This window comes from Pseudoalteromonas sp. J2K-J979, from assembly GCF_058169715.2.
Window position 1 is genome coordinate 1977228 of record NZ_CM200281.1, and the last position, 17564, is coordinate 1994791.

Sequence of the window (17564 nt, forward strand, 5' to 3'; positions counted from 1 at the left end):
TTATTAGGAGCTATTATGGAGCTTTCAGCGTTAACCGCTATCTCCCCTGTTGACGGTCGTTACGGCAGCAAGACATCAGAACTTCGCAGCATTTTCAGCGAATTTGGTTTGATCAAATACCGTGTTACGGTTGAAGTTCGTTGGTTACAAGCACTGTCTCGTGCTGAAGCCATTGCTGAAGTCCCTGCTTTTAGCGATGAAGCCAATGCAATTTTAGATGCCATCGTCACTGACTTTTCTGAAGCCGATGCGGCGCGTGTTAAGGAAATCGAACGCACCACTAATCACGATGTTAAAGCGGTTGAATACCTTCTAAAAGAAAAAGTAGCCGATAATACAGAGCTTCATGCTGTAAACGAATTTATTCATTTCGCATGTACGTCTGAAGATATTAATAACTTATCTCACGCACTCATGTTATCTGAAGCCCGTAGTACGGTCTTATTGCCTTACTGCGATCAGCTATTAGATGCAATTAAAGGCCTTGCTAACGAATACCAAGCTATCCCAATGATGACTCGAACTCACGGTCAGCCAGCTTCACCTTCAACTATGGGTAAAGAAATGGCTAACGTGTACGCGCGTTTAAAACGTCAACGTGACCAAATTGCCAATATCGAAATGTTAGGTAAAGCAAATGGCGCAGTCGGTAACTATAACGCCCACTTAAGTGCATATCCAAATTATGATTGGCATGCACATGCTGAAGCCTTTATCACTGGTCTAGGAATTACATTCAACCCGTTTACAACACAAATTGAACCGCATGATTACATTGCGGAGTTATTTGATGCTGTTGCACGCTTCAATACAATCTTAATCGATTTTGACCGTGATGTTTGGGGATATATTGCACTCGGTCACTTTAAGCAAAAAACTGTCGCTGGTGAAATTGGTTCATCAACGATGCCGCATAAAGTGAACCCGATTGATTTCGAAAACTCAGAAGGTAACTTAGGATTAGCCAACGCTATATTTGGTCATTTAGCACAAAAATTACCAATTTCTCGCTGGCAACGTGACCTTACAGACTCAACGGTATTACGTAATTTAGGTGTCGGTATGGGTTATGCGGTTATCGCTTATCAATCAACACTTAAAGGGATCAGCAAGTTAGAAGTGAATGAAGCGAAGTTACTTGAAGAATTGGATCAGAACTGGGAATTACTCGCAGAGCCAATTCAAACAGTGATGCGTAAATATGGCATTGAAAAGCCATACGAAAAGCTGAAAGAACTGACGCGCGGTAAACGTGTTAATCAACAAATCATGGCTGACTTTATTGATGGTCTTGAGCTCCCAGAAGAAGCAAAAGTCGAGATGAAAAAATTAACGCCTGCTAACTACATTGGCCGTGCTATTGAGTTAACGAATACTCTATAATAGCGCCAAAGGCACTGTTTAATAAAAGCGAAAGGTCTGCCTTTCGCTTTTTTTTTCCCAACAATGTGGATATCCGTAATATGTATGAATTAACCATCAATGGTTTAACCAAGCAACAATTTCTTGACCAATACTGGCAAAAAAAACCGCTATTGATTAAAAAAGGATTCAATAACTTTGTTGATCCACTCAGTGCAGAAGAACTCGCCGGTTTAGCTGTTGAAGAGTGCGTTGAATCGCGAATTGTCACCAACCATCAAAACCAGTGGCACGCTCATCATGGACCCTTTGAAGACTTTTCGCTCTTAACAGATAGCCATGCCACTTTACTGGTTCAAGCAGTTGATCATTGGCACCCAGAGGCCGCTGAGCTATTAGCCCCTTTTCGCTTTATCCCTAATTGGCGAATCGATGACTTAATGATTTCATATTCCACGCCTAGGGGAGGAGTTGGCCCACATCTCGATCAATATGATGTATTTATTATTCAAGGCGAAGGCAAGCGCCATTGGCGAGTCGGCGTAGCCGAGCAAACTCTCGATGAAGTGATCCCCTGTAAAGATTTACTGCAAATCACCCAATTTGATGCGGTCATTGATACAGTTTTAGAACCTGGTGATATTTTGTATATCCCGCCAGGCTGTCCGCATGAAGGCTATGCAACAGAAAACGCTCTTAACTATTCAGTCGGCTTTCGTGCTCCCAATCAAGTTGATATGCTTTCATCATTCAGTGATTATTTAATCGATAATGAGCTTGGGAAAGAGCGCTACAGCGATCCCGATTTATCAATGCCTTCATCAATTGGTGAAGTAACTCACTCTGAATTTTTACGTATTCAAGCATTACTACTCAATCAAATTCAACAAACAGAACATTTACAAACCTGGCTGGGTCAATTTTTGTCATCTGCCAAACACGAAATGGATTTAGTCGCGCTTGATGAGCCTTATACTATTGATGAGGTCAAAGAGCTGTATCATTCTGATGATATTACTCTACATCGCATCGGTGGTTTGCGCGCGATTTATCAGCTACAACCTGATAGCCTCTTATTAAGCATTAACGGTACTAATTATAATTTACCATTAAATCAGTTGGATGATGCAAAATTGTTAACGGATTGCACCACCATCACATCCGACCAGTTAAAAAGTTCAATAAACAAGCAAGTTTTCATGCAAACCTTAACTACACTTATTAATGAAGGCTACTGGTATATCGAGTAAATAAGGGGTGTATATGTCTTACCACGTTCATCAAGTTAACTGGCTTAATTGCCAAAAAGAACTCAAGGAGATACGTGAGAAAGTATTTGTTTACGAATATCATATCCCTAAAAATGTCGAGTTTGACACCCTGGATAATCTGGCAAGACATATTATTTTAAAAAATGAGCATGAAGCGGTCATTGCCACAGGCCGCTTAAGTGATGATGGACTAATGAGTCGAGTTGCAGTGCTAGCAACGCACAGAAATCAACAAGTATATAGAATAGTTTTTAGCTTTTTAGTCGAATTAGCTAAAAAGCAAGGGATTGAAAAGGTGTCATTTAACTGTATTTTGCAAGAAACCGATAAATTTTTAAATGCTGGGTTTGAAGCACAAGGCCATGTATTTATGGAGGCCGGGATCCCAAGACTACGCTTGAGTTGTCCCGTTTCCACCTTTAATCCCGAGCCTTTTACGCTGGTTCATTAGTCCAAAGTTCATCTTTTTCGAAAAACTCATATAAACCGTGAGCTCGATTAACCAATAGGTTTGCAAAGTCGAGTTGCGTTTGTTCTTTTATGCCACTTTGGACAATCTCATCTGCTTTAAGTTGCCATTGAAAAGAAAAGTGACGAATTGCATCACGCGCTGTTGCAGCAGCTGTTGCTTCAACATGATCTGTCGGTAAACGACCAGAAATGACCCAATACGATTTACCATTTTGCGATTTAATTTTCCACACAGCAAAAAATGGTGCTAAATAACGGCTCTCTTTATCAAACACTGACTGAGGAATGATCCCTTTAGACGCTAAGTGTTTTTGCGAGTTTTCGAATGTGTCACGTTGCCATTGTGCAATTTGCTGCTCTGTCGGCTGAGTTGCGGTATTTGTTTGTTCCATTATTACTTCTCCGAATGGTTTGCACTTACTCTATGATGTTATCATGCTGTTATCAAGTATTTAGCCCGAAACTCAATCTGAAAACTGCCAAACGTTTAAAACTCCAGCAATTCAAACTAAAAATGGCTGTTGCCCTGCTTTATAAAGCGCAGTTCAGCAGGTGTTGATTTCCTGTCAAGTGCCTTGTTTCGATGAGGGTAACGTTGAAATTGCACAAGTAGCTCTCGATGAGCAAGCTCAAATGGTTCTTGTGCTGTACCACGAAACAAGCGCATAGCGATGTCATGAATACGCAAACTTTCACTGTGCATAAATGGCAGATACATAAATGTGCGTTCTGTAGCTGTTAAAACGGTATCAAATCCTTTTTCGATTGCAAATTGACTTAATGTCAATGCCTGAGGATCACTGGCAAACGCTAACGCTTTATCACGAAACATATTGCGGCTAAACTGATCCAATATAATAATTTCGCATAAACTACCCTGAGCATTATCGCGCCAATGACTCAGCTCACCGTTGACAGCAGCTTGATGATACGCATAAAAACGCTCAGTGATTAATTGATCAAATTCTACCGACTTTTTAAACCAATCTGATGGCTGACACTCTTCAAACCAAAAATTATAAATAACGTTAAAATCCATCATTTCTCTCCTTATTGACCCAGGACTTTTGCAGGATCGATTCTGCTAGCCTGCCAAGCAGGATAAAATGTCGCGATGCAGGTCATCGTCATCGTCACTGCCAAAATCAGCAACACATCACTGATGACAAGTTTAGAAGGTAGAAATTCGACAAAATACGCACCGGCTAACACATTTGTACCACTTAGCTGATTCCACCATAAAAATAGGTCAGGGATCCAAATCGCTAAAATCACGCCGATCAAAGTGCCAAAGCCCATTCCTATCAATGCTTGTGATAAGCCTTGGTAAATAAACGTGCTAATAATCACCCTATCGCTGGCTCCCATTGTTTTTAGAATCGCGATATTCGCCTGTTTTTCTTTCACTTCCATCACTAAAGTCGAAACTATATTAAAACTCGCTACTGCAATAATTAAAAATACCACTAAATAAATAATGGTCCGGACCATTTGTATATCCTGATACAAATTTCCTTGACTTCTAAACCACGTATTTACATACACATAATCAGTTAATTTCGCCCCAGCAGACATAGCAATTTTATTTGCCGAAAAAACATCGGTGACCGCTAATCGCAAGCCACTAACTTGATCATTGGTATAACCCAATATTTTTTGAGCTTGCGCTAGACTGATCAGTGCACTGCTTTGGTCAACAGGTCCACCCATTTCTATCAGTCCGACTACCTTCAAGCGTTGTTTTTTAGCTGCCGATAAGCTGTTATCTTTAGTCAAGTCAGGCAACAACAAAGTAACCATCTCCCCGATTTCGACACCAAGTTGTTTTGCAACTTGCTTTCCTAAAATCACCTCACCGTCAGCCAATTCACTTAACTTAATTGCGTTAATATAATCTGCAATCTTCGATACTTGGTTCTCATATTCTGCTGAAATGGCACGGATTTCGACCGCTTTTAACTGTGTTTTAAATTGAGCCATTCCATTGAGTTTTATAACAGGCGCAGCCGCACTGACTCCCGGTTGCGCTTGTAATAATGCGATCTTTTGCGGCCAATTCCTGATCGCTTGATCGGGCGCATCATATTCGACATGCGGGATAACCGACAGTAACCGCTCTTCCAGCTGTTGCTGAAAACCATTAAACACCGATAACGCGACTATCAATACCGTGATCCCGAGTGCAATTCCCGTACTTGATGCTTTACCGATAAAACCAATAAAACCATTCGCATGTTTTGCTTGCCTAAAACGACGACTTAAAAAATAGCTGAGTCTCACGCTGACCTCGCCTGCGAATGATACTTTAACCTGCCTTCATCCAAGTACGCGCTTTTACTCAATTTTGCCGCTAATTCCAAATCATGTGTGACAACGATAAAACTGGTTTTAAGCGTCTGATTTAATTCACTAATTAATTGATAGATATTGAGCGCATTGTGTTTATCGAGATTTCCTGTTGGCTCATCTGCAAGGACTAAAGCGGGTTCATTCACTAAGGCACGAGCAATCGCTACTCGCTGGCGCTCGCCACCGGACAACTCAGAAGGCTTATGATGTAATCGGTGACTTAACCCAACTTTTTCTAGCATATCAGATGCTTTCTCATGTGCTTGTTTAGCCTTCATCCCTGCAATTAATAGTGGCATTGCTGTATTTTCTAATGCAGTAAACTCCATTAACAGATGATGGAATTGGTAAATAAATCCTAAATGTTGATTGCGAAACTGGGCTTGTTCTTTACGAGACAGCGCGCGAATATCTTGTTCTAAAATCGTCATTTTGCCACTGGACGCCTGATCAAGCGTTCCCAAAATATGAAGCAGCGTACTTTTCCCCGAGCCAGAGCTCCCCACTATCGCTAATGTTTCACCTTGCTCTAGTTGCAAATCCACCCCATTGAGTACACCTGTACTGAGCTTACCATCTTGATAGACTTTGCTTATTTGCTGGCAATTGACAACTAACTTATTCATATCTTAATACCTCTGCCGGCCTAATTGCGGCGGCTTTTGCTGCGGGATATAACGTAGCGAGAAAACTCATCGCGATACTACTGCTAATAATGAGTGTTAACTGGACCGGTTCAAACAATACTGGTAACGCTGCACCGCCTAAAAAGTGTAAGCCTACGGCGGACAAAATTTCATTAATATTGGCTGCAAATAACAAACCTAAACTTGCCCCAATAAATGTACCAAGTACACCATTATATAAACCTTGCACAATAAACACTTGTTGAATTTTCGCCGGAGCTAACCCTAATGTTTGTAAAATAGCCACTTCAGATTGCTTTTCACCCACCATCATTATCAGTGCAGAAACGATATTAAATACCGCGACCAGGACAATTAGGCCCAATAGCAGAGACATAATCCGTTTTTCCATCGCAACTGCACTAAATAACGTGCCTTGTGTTGCCCGCCAGTCACGGGTCTTAAACTGGCTAAATTTCGCCTGATAATCATTTAATACATCATCAATTAAAAATGCATCATCAAGTTCAAAAGCTATTTCAGGTACTTGAGTCGGCGATGTTTTGAGTAAGCGAGATACAAACTCACCACGAGTAAATGCCAACGCAGTATCCACTTCCGAGCCAGTCGAAAATGTTGCGACTAATGTAAAAAGTCGTTGACTAGGTACGCGCCCTACTGGCGTAAAGCTCGATGCTGCAGGCACAATCACGCGCACTTGATCTCCGACTCGCAGATTTAATTTATTAGCCAAATATTGACTCATAGCAATGCTATACCGAGACGAAAACAAGCGTTGCCACTGCCCTTGAGTCATTTTTTCTTGAAGTGCCGCAAACTGCTCAGTCAAAAATACACCTTGTAATAAAATTGGCCTTATTTCAGCACTCGTTTGCAATAGCGCCTCAGCTTTTACATACGGTGTTACGTGATTAATTCGCGGATCGGTCTTAAAACCTTGAGAGAATAACTCTACATCTTCTAATGTATGGTTTTGATTTTCTAAACTAATATGAGGAATATAACCCAACATACTTTTTTTTAGTTTATCTTCAAAACCATTCATTACAGATACAACGGTGATTAATGCAATCAGACCCAGTGTGATACCCGTTATTGAAAAAAAAGAAATAAACGAAATAAATGCATTGCCTTTGGCTGCGCGACTATAACGAAGCCCTATAAACAAACTAACAGGTTGGTACATCAATAAGTTCCACATGACACTTTGCCAATAAATGTAATGGGATTCTAACATTAAAATCGTTCGTGTCTCTGTGAGTGGGCAACATATTTATGTAAATATTTGTTAGAGTTAAGGCTGCTAGCACTTCGACGCCAAGCCCCTACAACGCCTTTTTTGAACAGCTCTGATCAGTTAAAAAAAACGGCCTTATTAACGCCGAAGGCTACCATCACACAGATAGGGTGTTAAAATGCGCCAGATTTTTCTTTCGAGGTTTTAACATTGTCTTTTCAACGCTTTGCTCATATGAATGTTAAAGGTGATTTATTCGGTGGGGTAACCACTGCAATAATATCACTTCCTTTAGCCCTCGCATTTGGTGTCGCATCAGGTGCAGGTGCCGAAGCAGGCATATGGGGTGCCATCTTAGTTGGCTTATTTGCCGCTTTGTTTGGTGGCTCAACCTCGTTGATTTCAGAACCGACCGGCCCAATGACTGTGATTATGACAGCGGTTTTAACCACTATGGTCGCAAAATACCCTGAGCAAGGCGCAGCGATTGCTTTCACTGTTGTTATGATGGCCGGTGCATTTCAAATGCTACTTGGGGCATTAAAGCTCGGTAAATATGTCACCCTTATGCCCTATAGTGTAATTTCAGGGTTTATGTCAGGCATCGGCGTAATATTAATTATTCTTCAATTGGCACCATTATTGGGCCATGCAGCCCCAAATGGGGGTGTAATAGGCACGATTTCACACCTTCCAGAACTGATTTTTGATTTACATTTTTCTGAATTATTTTTAGGGGCACTCACCTTAGGAATATTATTTTATTTACCAGAAAAGTACCGCCGAATTGCCCCGCCCCAACTTGTTGCTCTTGTTGCTGTTACACTCATTTCAATTATTTTATTTGATCAAGACAGTATCCGCCGAATTGGTGAAATACCAAGTAGTTTACCTGCCTTAGTCCTGCCGACCTTCTCGTGGGATCTGCTAACCAGCATGTTAATCGACGCGCTTGTTTTAGGTACATTAGGGTGCATAGACACATTATTAACTGCCGTAATTGCCGACAGTTTGACACGCACAGAACATGATTCAAATAAAGAGCTAATTGGCCAAGGCGCTGCGAATATGATTTCAGGTTTGTTTGGCGCGTTACCGGGTGCTGGAGCAACAATGGGGACGGTTGTAAATATTCAAGTCGGTGCTCGATCTCCGCTTTCTGGTATAATTCGTGCCCTTATTTTAATGCTCGTTGTCTTTGTTGCTGGGAGTTTAACCCAGCCAATCCCGATGGCTGCGCTAGCTGGCATCGCAGTATATGTTGGCTTTAATATTCTTGACTGGAGCTTTTTACACCGCGCCCACAAAGTCAGTATGCAGCAAACTTTCATCATGTATGGGGTGATGTTTCTGACGGTCTTTATCGATTTAATCGTGGCGGTTGGTTTAGGGGTGTTTATTTCTAATATTTTAGTGATTGAACGTTTAAGTCGTGAGCAGGCTAAAAATGTCCGTGCGATCAGTGATGCTGACGATGATGATGTGCCTTTAACTAAACAAGAGCGACGTTTACTTGACCAAGCAAACGGACAAGTGCTGTTTTTCTATTTATCTGGACCAATGATTTTCAGTGTATCAAAAGCGATATCACGGCAACATACCTCTGTCAGCCAATACCAAGTAATGATTCTAGATTTAAGCGATGTCCCGATGATTGACGTTACCGTCGGGTTAGCGCTGGAAAATGCGATAAAAGATGCCATTGATGCGCATTGCGAGGTTATTATTTATTCGCCCAATACCGATGCAAACGATAAATTAGACCGACTTGGAATCAACCAGTTGATCCCTGAAAACCAATTTGCTCATGATCGTGTTTCAGCCCTAAATCATGCGTTAGCCATTATTGAAACTCATAATGACGCAGCAGTGAGCAATGAAAAATCACCAGAAAAACCCGATTAGCAGCCGTATTTAGTACTTGCTTAATCGGCTATTACCACGTTAATGTGGCGTCAATTAATGATTACGAGTGAACCTATATGAAGGTGTTCTGTCTGTGCTTAATTTTATTTTCAACCCTTTGCTCAAGTCAGACGGTCACTTTTGTTGCTGAAGAACTCCCTACATTTCATTACTTTAATCAGCAGAACCAACCTGAGGGTGCATTAGTTGATGTCGTACATGCGTTAGCACAGCATACAGACTTAACTGTCAATATCGAACTCATGCCCTTTGCTCGGGCTTACCACCAAACTCAAATTGAGCCCAGTACGTTGTTGTTTTCGTTATTGCGTACGCCAAGCCGAGAAAAGCAATTTAAGTGGCTCGGTCAAACGTATCAAACCACCGCTTATTTAGTCGGCTTAAAAACCAAACCAAATAATCTTAGCTCGCTTGAACAGGCAAAGAAGCAGACTGTTGGTACCATCCGTGGTTATTACAGTGAAACCTTTCTAAAACTTCAAGGCTTTACAGAAGAACAAAACTTAGTTTTAAGCGTTAATTTTGACCAAATGTGGCATTTATTGTTTAAAGATCGAATTGATTATGTGTTAACAAATACAATTGCACTTGAGCGCGAACTCACCAGCGCTAATTTGCCTCCGGACGCTGTCGAACAAAAGCTAGCAATTAAAGACTTTCCACATGATCTCTACATTGCGAGTCATATAAAAATCAATGCTGATGTTGAACAACAAATTATTAAAGGGCTTGCTGAAATTAAGAAAAATGGTGAATACCAGCGTATTTTATCACGTTGGGGATTAGCACAGCCGACATTCACAACAGCACCATAAACGGGTGTGATGAACACATATTAATGATTGTTTGACTCATATTGTTCATAATTAATGCGTTTGTTCCTCTTCCCTCGCTTTTTTGTGCTGTTTTATCGAGAATGATTTTGATTTTTTGCTAATGAAGGTAGTATTTAAGCCCAAACACAGTAAATGGATTAAAACATGGATAAAACAAACAATTTAAAGCCAAGTTTGATCAATCGATTTTTAAACTCGATTGAACGTTTGGGTAACACTTTGCCAGATCCGGCAATGATTTTTTTAATGGCGATGCTACTCATTTGGGTTTTGTCAGCGTTATTTTCAAATACACAGTTTGATGCGATTGATCCACGTACTGGCGCTCCAATCGTTATTCATAATTTACTCAGTGGTGATGCCCTAGCTGGTTTTTTGGCCTCATTAGTTAAAACCTTTACAACGTTTGCTCCATTAGGTGTGGTATTAGTTGCAATGTTAGGTGTCGGTGTTGCAGAGCATTCAGGCTTTATCAACACTGGCTTAAAATTGATGTTAAAACGGACGCCTAAATTTTTACTGACGCCTTCTATCATTTTAATTGCTATTGTCAGCCACACCGCAACAGATGCTGGTTATGTATTAGTCATTCCATTGGCGGGCGTTATTTTCTATGCCATGGGTCGTCACCCATTAGCAGGGATCGCAGCGGCTTTTGCAGGTGTCAGTGGCGGGTTTGGTGCAAACTTTATCCCTTCCGGTATTGACCCGTTATTGCAAAGCTTTACGCAAAGTGCAGCCCGTATTATTGATCCTGAAATCGTTGTTAATCCATTAAACAACTGGTTTTTTGCCTCTGCCTCAAGTTTATTTATTGTTTTATTAGGCTGGTATATTACCGATAAAATTATCGAACCTCGCCTAGCAAATACTAAAGTGGATGGCGACACAAATGAATTACCGTCTTTTGATGAGGCGACACCGAAAGAGAAAAAAGGCTTTGTGATTGCTTCATCAGTGATGCTTGCGGGTGTGGCGTTGCTAGCATATACCTCATCGTTACCTGATTCACCACTGCGTAGCCCATCAGGTTCGCTCACCGAATTCACAGCCCCGCTAATGCAATCTATTGTACCGCTTATCTTCCTGCTTTTTTGGATTCCAGGTGCAGTATACGGGTTTGTAACAGGGGCATTCACATCAAGTAAGGACATGATTGATGCGATGAGTAAATCTATGTCGTCGATGGCTTACTATATTGTTATGGCTTTTTTCTGTGCATTGTTTATTGCGGCTTTTTCTAGTTCAAATCTTGGTGCATTAATGGCGATTGAAGGTGCAGAAGTCTTAAAAGCCCTTGCGCTGCCAAGCACAGTGACAATTGTCGGAATTATTTTCTTAACAGCTTTTGTTAACCTTTTTGTCGGTTCAAGCTCGGCAAAGTGGGCATTACTGGGCCCCATTTTCGTCCCTATGTTAATGCAATTAGGCATTTCACCTGATCTTTCTCAAGCAGCCTACCGAGTAGGTGATTCAAGTTCAAACATCATTACACCGCTGATGCCTTACTTCCCCTTAGTCGTGGTGTATTGCCAGAAATACGTTAAGGATACAGGGATTGGTACGCTTATCGCATTAATGTTGCCTTTCTCAATTGCATTTTTAATTGGTTGGACGTGTTTCTTATTAGCTTATTGGGCGATTGGCGCTCCCCTTGGCTTACAAGCAAGCTACACCTATTAACTAAAATTAACCATCAAACGGGCTGCCTTTTTAGGCAGCCTCTTTATTTGTGATAAAACATTTTTCTTTTTTATCATTAAACTAGCGCTCAATTTCGTCTTCCATATTTACATTGTGTTACAGACACCTCTTGCTTCTCAAGCCCTTTAACGATACCGTTTCATCAGTTCAATATTTAGGATCATCTGGATGCCGTTTTTTATCCGCCTGATCAGTGTTATTTTGTGTCTCAATCTGATTGCTTCAGTCCACGCACACCAGACTGCTTTCACGCGTTTTGAATCTGTCTGTGATTTAACAACCTCAGATTGTTTGGTCGAATTGCAAGGCGCATTAGATTCATTAGAACCATATAGCCCCAAATGGTTTGACACAAAACTCGCAATGTTAGAGTTATTGTTTCAATTACATCAATACGACGCCCTCTACAGATACGCCACGGCTTTAGTCACCGAGCCCGCACTACCGAAGACATTTTTAACCCAAGTCGAAATTTATTTGGCTAAGTGCCTGTATCACATGGGTAAGTCCGTAGAGGCTACAAATATTCTTAATCACGCAATTGTGCAACTTGAAAGCCTTAATAATACGTTACCCGATCCGACACGTTTAATTGATATTGCAAATTTATTGCATGTAAATGGGGATCCTCAGCGGGCTTTTCGTATTTTAGTACGTTTAGAAAGCCAACTTGGTAAACGCTATCAGCCCTTGTTTAACCGAGAGTTATATGCAAATTTAGCTCAAGCTGTAACGAAGTTAAGCGACAAAGAGCTCGCGATTGACTATTACACGCAAGCCTTATATTGGTCAAAATTAGTGGGGGATAAGCAACAAGTGGCCGTTATTCAGGCCAATATTGGCATGATGTATCTTCAATTACAAAATTACCAGCCTGCAGCGGAGGCCTTTACGATTGCAGTCACTATTGCGACGGATGCTCAAGACCTCCCGAATAAAGCTGTCTACCAGTTACGCTTAGTCGAATCTCTGCTGGCACTTTCTGAGCTTGACCAGGCTCAGTCACAGTTTTCATTAATCACGGTCGCTCACCTGCCTACTTTCAGACAGGATTTGTACCAAAGCCTAAAGCAAAAAATTGCCAAGCCATTACGATAAAAATTAGTCCTCTTTTGTACCAAAAATTTTGTCGCCTGCGTCACCAAGACCCGGAATGATATAGCCTTGTTCATTCAAATGGCTATCAATGGCCGCACAATAAATACTGACATCAGGATGAGCTTGTTCCATTGCAGCCAAGCCTTCTGGCGCAGCGACCAATACCAACGCTTTAATATCAGTGCACCCAGCCTCTTTCAAAAGCGCAACAGTCGCAATCATTGAGCCCGCCGTTGCTAACATCGGATCAATAATCAGTGCGGTACGATGGGCCATATCGGACACAAGACGGTCAAAATAAGGCACGGGTTCTAACGTCTGTTCATTACGGTATAGTCCTACCACACTAATTTTGGCTGCCGGGATCATCGATAATACGCCATCTAGCATGCCGACTCCTGCTCGAAGGATAGGTACCACCGTCAGTTTTTTACCCGCTATTCGCTGACCTGACATTTCTGCATTCCAGCCAGTGAAAGAGTAACGTTCCAAAGGCAGTGATTGAGTCGCTTCATAAGTAAGCAAGGCCGCCACTTCATTACTGAGCTGTCGAAATTCACGTGAACTCAGTTTTGCTTGGCGTAATAAGGCCATCTTATGCTGAACCAATGGGTGGTCAATGGCTTTAATGGTCATAATTTTCCTTCAAAATGTATTAGCGCGGTGATAATAAACCCAGCACCAGTAATGTTTGCGCTAAATAATAGCTACTGAGGACAATACTATGGCTGATTGGCCATGATTTTACAAAACGCGAAAATCCCAGCACCGAATCTGAAAATAAGAAGTACAAGGCCCCTATCAAACATAGATATTGTGATGAAGAATGACTTCCTGATAATGCGAAGCTTCCCGCACAGAGCACCATTAATTGAAGCACTAATCCATAGGCGACAACCGGCAACTGTAATTGGCCAGCCTTAGGTAAAATTACATATAAATAACCTGAACCCACCAGCATTAAACCAATAAGTAGCCCTAAATGAATTGTCAGTGGCGCAGCATACAAAAATGCGCTGATATACAGCATGTGCGCAATAAAAAAGCTCACTAATCCTGCCAGAAACCGATCGGACCGCAACATTAAAAAGATATCGCCTAACAGGCTAAAGACCAAGGCAAAGATCACCAAAGCTGTAAACGTGTCAAACGCTGGCCAAGTTAAATATTGAGCCAAAAAAATAATGCTCAAGGTTGTTGCAGGTTTAAGCAGGTATGCGGCCTGCCAGACTCGAAAGTAATCGGCGATAATATGGGCCACTGCAAGCGCGGCAATAATATAAAGTAATGTGGTCATCGTCACTGTTAAATTTTACAAAAAACCATCATATCAAACTTTTTTGCTGACCCAATAAAAAAGCGACCTACTCGGTCGCTTTAATGTCTTAAATCGTTAGCTTAAAAGCGATACGAAACAGAGCTGTAATAGAAACGACCAATATTATCATAACTGGCACTGCCCGCTCCCGTACCTGTTGTAACACCAGGCAAATCACGATCAAAAATATTATCTACCCCGACAGAGACACTTAGCCCAGAATCAAATGCATAGGCAATGCTCATATCTGACACTAAGTAACTGCCATAGTACATGATGTCTGATGGGTCAGGGTTCGTAATCAAGTCTTGCTGGTTATATAAATCCACATCACTTAAATATCGGGTTTTCCAATTAGCTGTCCATTCATCTTGTTGATATTCAACACTGAAATTTTGTTGCCACTTAGCTTCACCGACGGTTCCTGCATTTTCTTCAAAATCATTGGGATTGTCTTGGAAGGAATAAGTCTTGCGCGATTTTAAATACGTCCCTACTAGCTTGGTTTTAAAATTACCTGCCAGAGCTTCGAAATCATACCCTATCTCAAAATCGATTCCGGTTGCATTTTGTGCCGCCACATTTTGACTAATTGAGGTAATCAATTTCAATTCATGATCCGCAGGATCACGTGCTATTAATTTACAAAATTGATTGTCAATGCCCGTTGACGAATCAACACAGCGATCTAGAATGTTTTGAGCTGATACGCTTGAAATTGCATCATCAATCTCAATCGACCAGTAATCCACAGTCATCACCAAACCATCGATAATTTCAGGCTCGTACACGAAACCAAAAGTGAAGCTCGTTGACTCTTCAGGCTTCAAATCTGGGTTGCCTCCACTTAAACCTTCAATACTCGATGCCGTTGCTGTCGGATCAAAGTCAGCGGGGATCCCAAGTGCCGCACAATTTTGTACTCTAATAGCTGATTGCGCATATTCAACACTACACGGATCGTTTACACGGAAATACGTTTGATTTTGCGGGCCAAATAATTCGCCTATATTCGGTGCGCGTAATGCAATTGAATACGTGCTGCGTACCCGCACTTCATCATCAATCGTCCAATCTAAACCTGTTTTCCAACTGGTTGCATCCCCGATAGAGCTATAATCCGCATAGCGAATAGCGAAGTCAAAAATTAGATCTTGAATTAAGAACTGATCAACAATCAGCGGGACGGTAAACTCTGCAAAAATTTCTTTGACATTAAACTCGCCGTGCTCCTCTTGTAATGAGTTCAAAAACGTTGCACCTGTGGCAGCAAACGCATCAGGGACACTATCGCTTTGTTCTTTACGATACTCAACCCCAGCCGCAAAACCCACAACACCTGCAGGCAAATCGAATAAGGCGCTATTAGACACGCTGGCATTAAACACTTGTTGTGTAATGGTTGACTCAGAGACTGAGGTTGTATTAAACCACTGCTTTGCTTGCTCATTGACGGCACCGTAACCGAAAATACTGGTTGGTACGCAACCCGCTGCCCGTGCTTGTTCGTCACGACACACAGCCTCACCATCGACTAAAATGGCATCAATACTTTGTGCAAAGTTTTTACGAATTAAATTATTATAATTTGTTTGCTCAAGCGTGGTCTCACCATGAACAAAATACGTGTCAAACCCCCAATCATCATTTAAATAGCCGTCAAAACCTGTGACAAAACGAACTGTCTCACGTTCGTTCTTTTCTAAGCGACGGCCTGCATCTTTATTGAAACGGTGAATATAAATCGCGTCTTGCTGAGTCTGTTGCATCAGCGTACGTAAACTATCATCAATGTAGGCATTATCAGCTGTGATAGTCAACGCAGACCCATATTCAAAAAATGAAGGCTGCCCTTCGCTGTTCGCTTGGCTATTAACATATTTTGCATCGGCATAAAATTGTACATCGTCGTTAATGTCATAGTTTGTTTTGAAACTAATGTTATAACGGTCAAAATCGGGCTGTAGATCGTTGTATTCTTTTAAATTTAAGAGCTCACAGTTTGTACAACGCCCCCATTCTCCGTAGGTCGTGCCTAACTCTTGTGGACGAACTGAACCATCGGGATTGAAAATATACCAATTAATGCCATCTTCTTGTGATAAGTAAAAATTCCCTGCTATTGAGCTATCGTACCACCCTGTATTTGCGACAGTGATACGATCAGGGATACCGTCGTGAATTGTTTGACCATTTTCGTCTTTATAATCCCCATCGGCAGGGTTTCTAACTGCCATGTAAGGCGTACGAGTCAGATCGCGCTCTGTTGCATTCAGTGCATTTTGGCTTGATAATTCAAACGCTATCGCCGCATTACCGCGCCCTTCGGCATAATCTGCACCATACGAGAAGCTCAGTTTATTATTCTTGTATGGATTGTCTTCTGCTTTGCCTGCGGTCAGGCTGATATCTAAACCTGTGATATCTTTTTTCAGCCTGAAGTTCACCACACCTGTGACAGCATCAGCACCGTACACAGCAGAAGCCCCACCGGTAATAATTTCGACCGAATCAACCCATGCCGTTGGAATCGTATTGGTATCAACCGATGCGGAACCTGCGCTACTCGATACATGGCGTTTGCCATCTACTAATACGAGCGTTCGGTTCGCGCCCATGCCACGAAGGTCCAGTAAATTAAGCCCAGCAGTGCCGATATAATTGCCTGAGTTAGCCAAAGAATAGGTATTGGCGAGTGAAGGCAGTTCGTTGAGAGCCTCACCGATATTCATTGCACCTGTAGCTAGTAGTTCTTTACCACTAATTGAAGTCACGGGTGATGGCGCTATCGCACCTTCGCGAAGAATTCGTGAACCCGTAACTTGAACGCGTTCAATACCGGCTTCTGATTCAGCTGCGATGACAGGTGAGCTAAACGTTGAAAGAATAGCACTTGAAGTTAAACCTAAAGTGATCGCGCGCGCGAGTAAATTTACTTGTAACATATGACCTCATAAAAATTACAATAGTTAACAAATATTTATTAAAGCGTTAAGCATTTAACTTATTAAATATCAGTTAGATAGTGTTTAAATGTTTCATAGTGAGGTTACATTAAAATTCATTTTTACTAGATATAAATGCAGATTTTTATGATTATTTTGCACCTAAGTGATGACAAAACAACCAAACAGCGCAATAAACAATCGTGGCGAACTTTATTTTTAGCTGATAGAACTGCAATATGGATTTGCTAAAGTCGCAACACCGAATGATAGGATTAAGCCGCTACATGATTAACTTATTAACAAGTAGACACAGTAAAGAGCTTATGATGCTTAAAATAGCCGCAAAAATCACAGCTATTGACATCATTTAAAAAAGAGTAAGCGATCCCCCGGACTC

At 41.4% G+C, this 17564-nt stretch carries 15 protein-coding genes; 7 read left to right on the forward strand and 8 right to left on the reverse strand.

Going from position 1 to position 17564, the window contains the following annotated elements; genetic code table 11:
- Positions 1–15 precede the first annotated feature (15 nt).
- The 3 genes from purB (at position 16) to AC3KVK_RS09090 (ending at position 3084) form a co-directional block, all read left to right on the forward strand.
- Positions 16–1383, forward strand: coding sequence for an adenylosuccinate lyase (purB, locus tag AC3KVK_RS09080; RefSeq protein WP_490313045.1), 1368 nt, complete (start codon positions 16–18; stop codon positions 1381–1383).
- Positions 1384–1463: 80 nt separating this feature from the next.
- Positions 1464–2612 carry a JmjC domain-containing protein gene (locus AC3KVK_RS09085; protein ID WP_490313044.1) on the forward strand — a complete coding sequence of 383 codons (1149 nt, stop codon included), beginning with the start codon at positions 1464–1466 and terminating at the stop codon, positions 2610–2612.
- A 13-nt stretch (positions 2613–2625) separates the two neighbouring features.
- Positions 2626–3084 (forward strand): GNAT family N-acetyltransferase, encoded by a 459-nt coding sequence (locus tag AC3KVK_RS09090; protein ID WP_490313043.1) that lies wholly within the window; start codon positions 2626–2628, stop codon positions 3082–3084.
- Here the strand turns inward: AC3KVK_RS09090 and AC3KVK_RS09095 are convergent.
- The 5 genes from AC3KVK_RS09095 to AC3KVK_RS09115 form a co-directional block, all read right to left on the reverse strand.
- Positions 3068–3496: a DUF4826 family protein gene (locus AC3KVK_RS09095; RefSeq protein ID WP_490313042.1), complete on the reverse strand. Its 429-nt coding sequence runs from the start codon at positions 3494–3496 to the stop codon at positions 3068–3070. The genes AC3KVK_RS09090 and AC3KVK_RS09095 overlap by 17 nt on opposite strands.
- Positions 3497–3612: 116 nt before the next feature.
- Complete coding sequence (locus AC3KVK_RS09100) at positions 3613–4143, reverse strand: DUF924 family protein (protein ID WP_490313055.1); 531 nt, start codon at positions 4141–4143, stop codon at positions 3613–3615.
- Positions 4144–4154: 11 nt separating this feature from the next.
- Entirely contained in the window at positions 4155–5384 is a 1230-nt protein-coding gene (locus tag AC3KVK_RS09105) for a lipoprotein-releasing ABC transporter permease subunit (RefSeq protein ID WP_490313041.1), read from the reverse strand.
- The gene (gene lolD, locus AC3KVK_RS09110) at positions 5381–6079 is read right to left on the reverse strand and encodes a lipoprotein-releasing ABC transporter ATP-binding protein LolD (RefSeq protein ID WP_490313040.1); all 699 of its coding nucleotides are present in this window, start codon (positions 6077–6079) and stop codon (positions 5381–5383) included. Before lolD ends, AC3KVK_RS09105 begins: the two co-directional genes overlap by 4 nt.
- Positions 6072–7286, reverse strand: a complete 1215-nt coding sequence (locus AC3KVK_RS09115) for a lipoprotein-releasing ABC transporter permease subunit (RefSeq protein ID WP_490313054.1) — start codon at positions 7284–7286, stop codon at positions 6072–6074. Before AC3KVK_RS09115 ends, lolD begins: the two co-directional genes overlap by 8 nt.
- Positions 7287–7571: 285 nt before the next feature.
- Between AC3KVK_RS09115 and AC3KVK_RS09120 the strand changes: the two genes are divergently transcribed.
- The 4 genes from AC3KVK_RS09120 to AC3KVK_RS09135 all read left to right on the forward strand — a co-directional run bounded on the left by AC3KVK_RS09120 (position 7572) and on the right by AC3KVK_RS09135 (position 12901).
- The gene (locus AC3KVK_RS09120; protein ID WP_490313053.1) at positions 7572–9242 is read left to right on the forward strand and encodes a SulP family inorganic anion transporter; all 1671 of its coding nucleotides are present in this window, start codon (positions 7572–7574) and stop codon (positions 9240–9242) included.
- 77 nt (positions 9243–9319) lie between these two features.
- Entirely contained in the window at positions 9320–10078 is a 759-nt protein-coding gene (locus tag AC3KVK_RS09125) for a substrate-binding periplasmic protein (RefSeq protein ID WP_490313039.1), read from the forward strand.
- Between the two features lie 165 nt (positions 10079–10243).
- On the forward strand, positions 10244–11782 hold the full coding sequence (locus AC3KVK_RS09130) for an AbgT family transporter (protein ID WP_490313038.1): 1539 nt from the start codon (positions 10244–10246) through the stop codon (positions 11780–11782).
- 189 nt (positions 11783–11971) lie between these two features.
- Positions 11972–12901 (forward strand): tetratricopeptide repeat protein, encoded by a 930-nt coding sequence (locus AC3KVK_RS09135; RefSeq protein WP_490313037.1) that lies wholly within the window; start codon positions 11972–11974, stop codon positions 12899–12901.
- Positions 12902–12904: 3 nt separating this feature from the next.
- Here the strand turns inward: AC3KVK_RS09135 and upp are convergent, their stop codons facing one another.
- From upp to AC3KVK_RS09150, 3 genes are all read right to left on the reverse strand, one after another.
- Positions 12905–13537, reverse strand: coding sequence for a uracil phosphoribosyltransferase (upp, locus tag AC3KVK_RS09140; protein WP_490313036.1), 633 nt, complete (start codon positions 13535–13537; stop codon positions 12905–12907).
- Positions 13538–13556: 19 nt separating this feature from the next.
- A complete protein-coding gene (locus AC3KVK_RS09145) occupies positions 13557–14198 on the reverse strand; it encodes a lysoplasmalogenase (RefSeq protein WP_490313035.1) in 642 nt (213 codons plus the stop codon).
- Positions 14199–14299: 101 nt separating this feature from the next.
- Positions 14300–17164 carry a TonB-dependent receptor gene (locus AC3KVK_RS09150; RefSeq protein WP_490313034.1) on the reverse strand — a complete coding sequence of 955 codons (2865 nt, stop codon included), beginning with the start codon at positions 17162–17164 and terminating at the stop codon, positions 14300–14302.
- Positions 17165–17564: the final 400 nt, after the last annotated feature.

What these genes read in the sequence shown, in the direction of transcription:
- purB (WP_490313045.1), top strand. Translation starts at nt 16, where the DNA reads ATGGAGCTTTCAGCGTTAACCGCTATCTCCCCTGTTGACGGTCGTTAC.
- AC3KVK_RS09085 (WP_490313044.1), top strand. Translation starts at nt 1,464, where the DNA reads ATGTATGAATTAACCATCAATGGTTTAACCAAGCAACAATTTCTTGAC.
- AC3KVK_RS09090 (WP_490313043.1), top strand. Translation starts at nt 2,626, where the DNA reads ATGTCTTACCACGTTCATCAAGTTAACTGGCTTAATTGCCAAAAAGAA.
- AC3KVK_RS09095 (WP_490313042.1), bottom strand. Translation starts at nt 3,496, where the DNA reads ATGGAACAAACAAATACCGCAACTCAGCCGACAGAGCAGCAAATTGCA.
- AC3KVK_RS09100 (WP_490313055.1), bottom strand. Translation starts at nt 4,143, where the DNA reads ATGGATTTTAACGTTATTTATAATTTTTGGTTTGAAGAGTGTCAGCCA.
- lolD (WP_490313040.1), bottom strand. Translation starts at nt 6,079, where the DNA reads ATGAATAAGTTAGTTGTCAATTGCCAGCAAATAAGCAAAGTCTATCAA.
- AC3KVK_RS09115 (WP_490313054.1), bottom strand. Translation starts at nt 7,286, where the DNA reads ATGTACCAACCTGTTAGTTTGTTTATAGGGCTTCGTTATAGTCGCGCA.
- AC3KVK_RS09120 (WP_490313053.1), top strand. Translation starts at nt 7,572, where the DNA reads ATGAATGTTAAAGGTGATTTATTCGGTGGGGTAACCACTGCAATAATA.
- AC3KVK_RS09125 (WP_490313039.1), top strand. Translation starts at nt 9,320, where the DNA reads ATGAAGGTGTTCTGTCTGTGCTTAATTTTATTTTCAACCCTTTGCTCA.
- AC3KVK_RS09130 (WP_490313038.1), top strand. Translation starts at nt 10,244, where the DNA reads ATGGATAAAACAAACAATTTAAAGCCAAGTTTGATCAATCGATTTTTA.
- AC3KVK_RS09135 (WP_490313037.1), top strand. Translation starts at nt 11,972, where the DNA reads ATGCCGTTTTTTATCCGCCTGATCAGTGTTATTTTGTGTCTCAATCTG.
- upp (WP_490313036.1), bottom strand. Translation starts at nt 13,537, where the DNA reads ATGACCATTAAAGCCATTGACCACCCATTGGTTCAGCATAAGATGGCC.
- AC3KVK_RS09145 (WP_490313035.1), bottom strand. Translation starts at nt 14,198, where the DNA reads ATGACCACATTACTTTATATTATTGCCGCGCTTGCAGTGGCCCATATT.
- AC3KVK_RS09150 (WP_490313034.1), bottom strand. Translation starts at nt 17,164, where the DNA reads ATGTTACAAGTAAATTTACTCGCGCGCGCGATCACTTTAGGTTTAACT.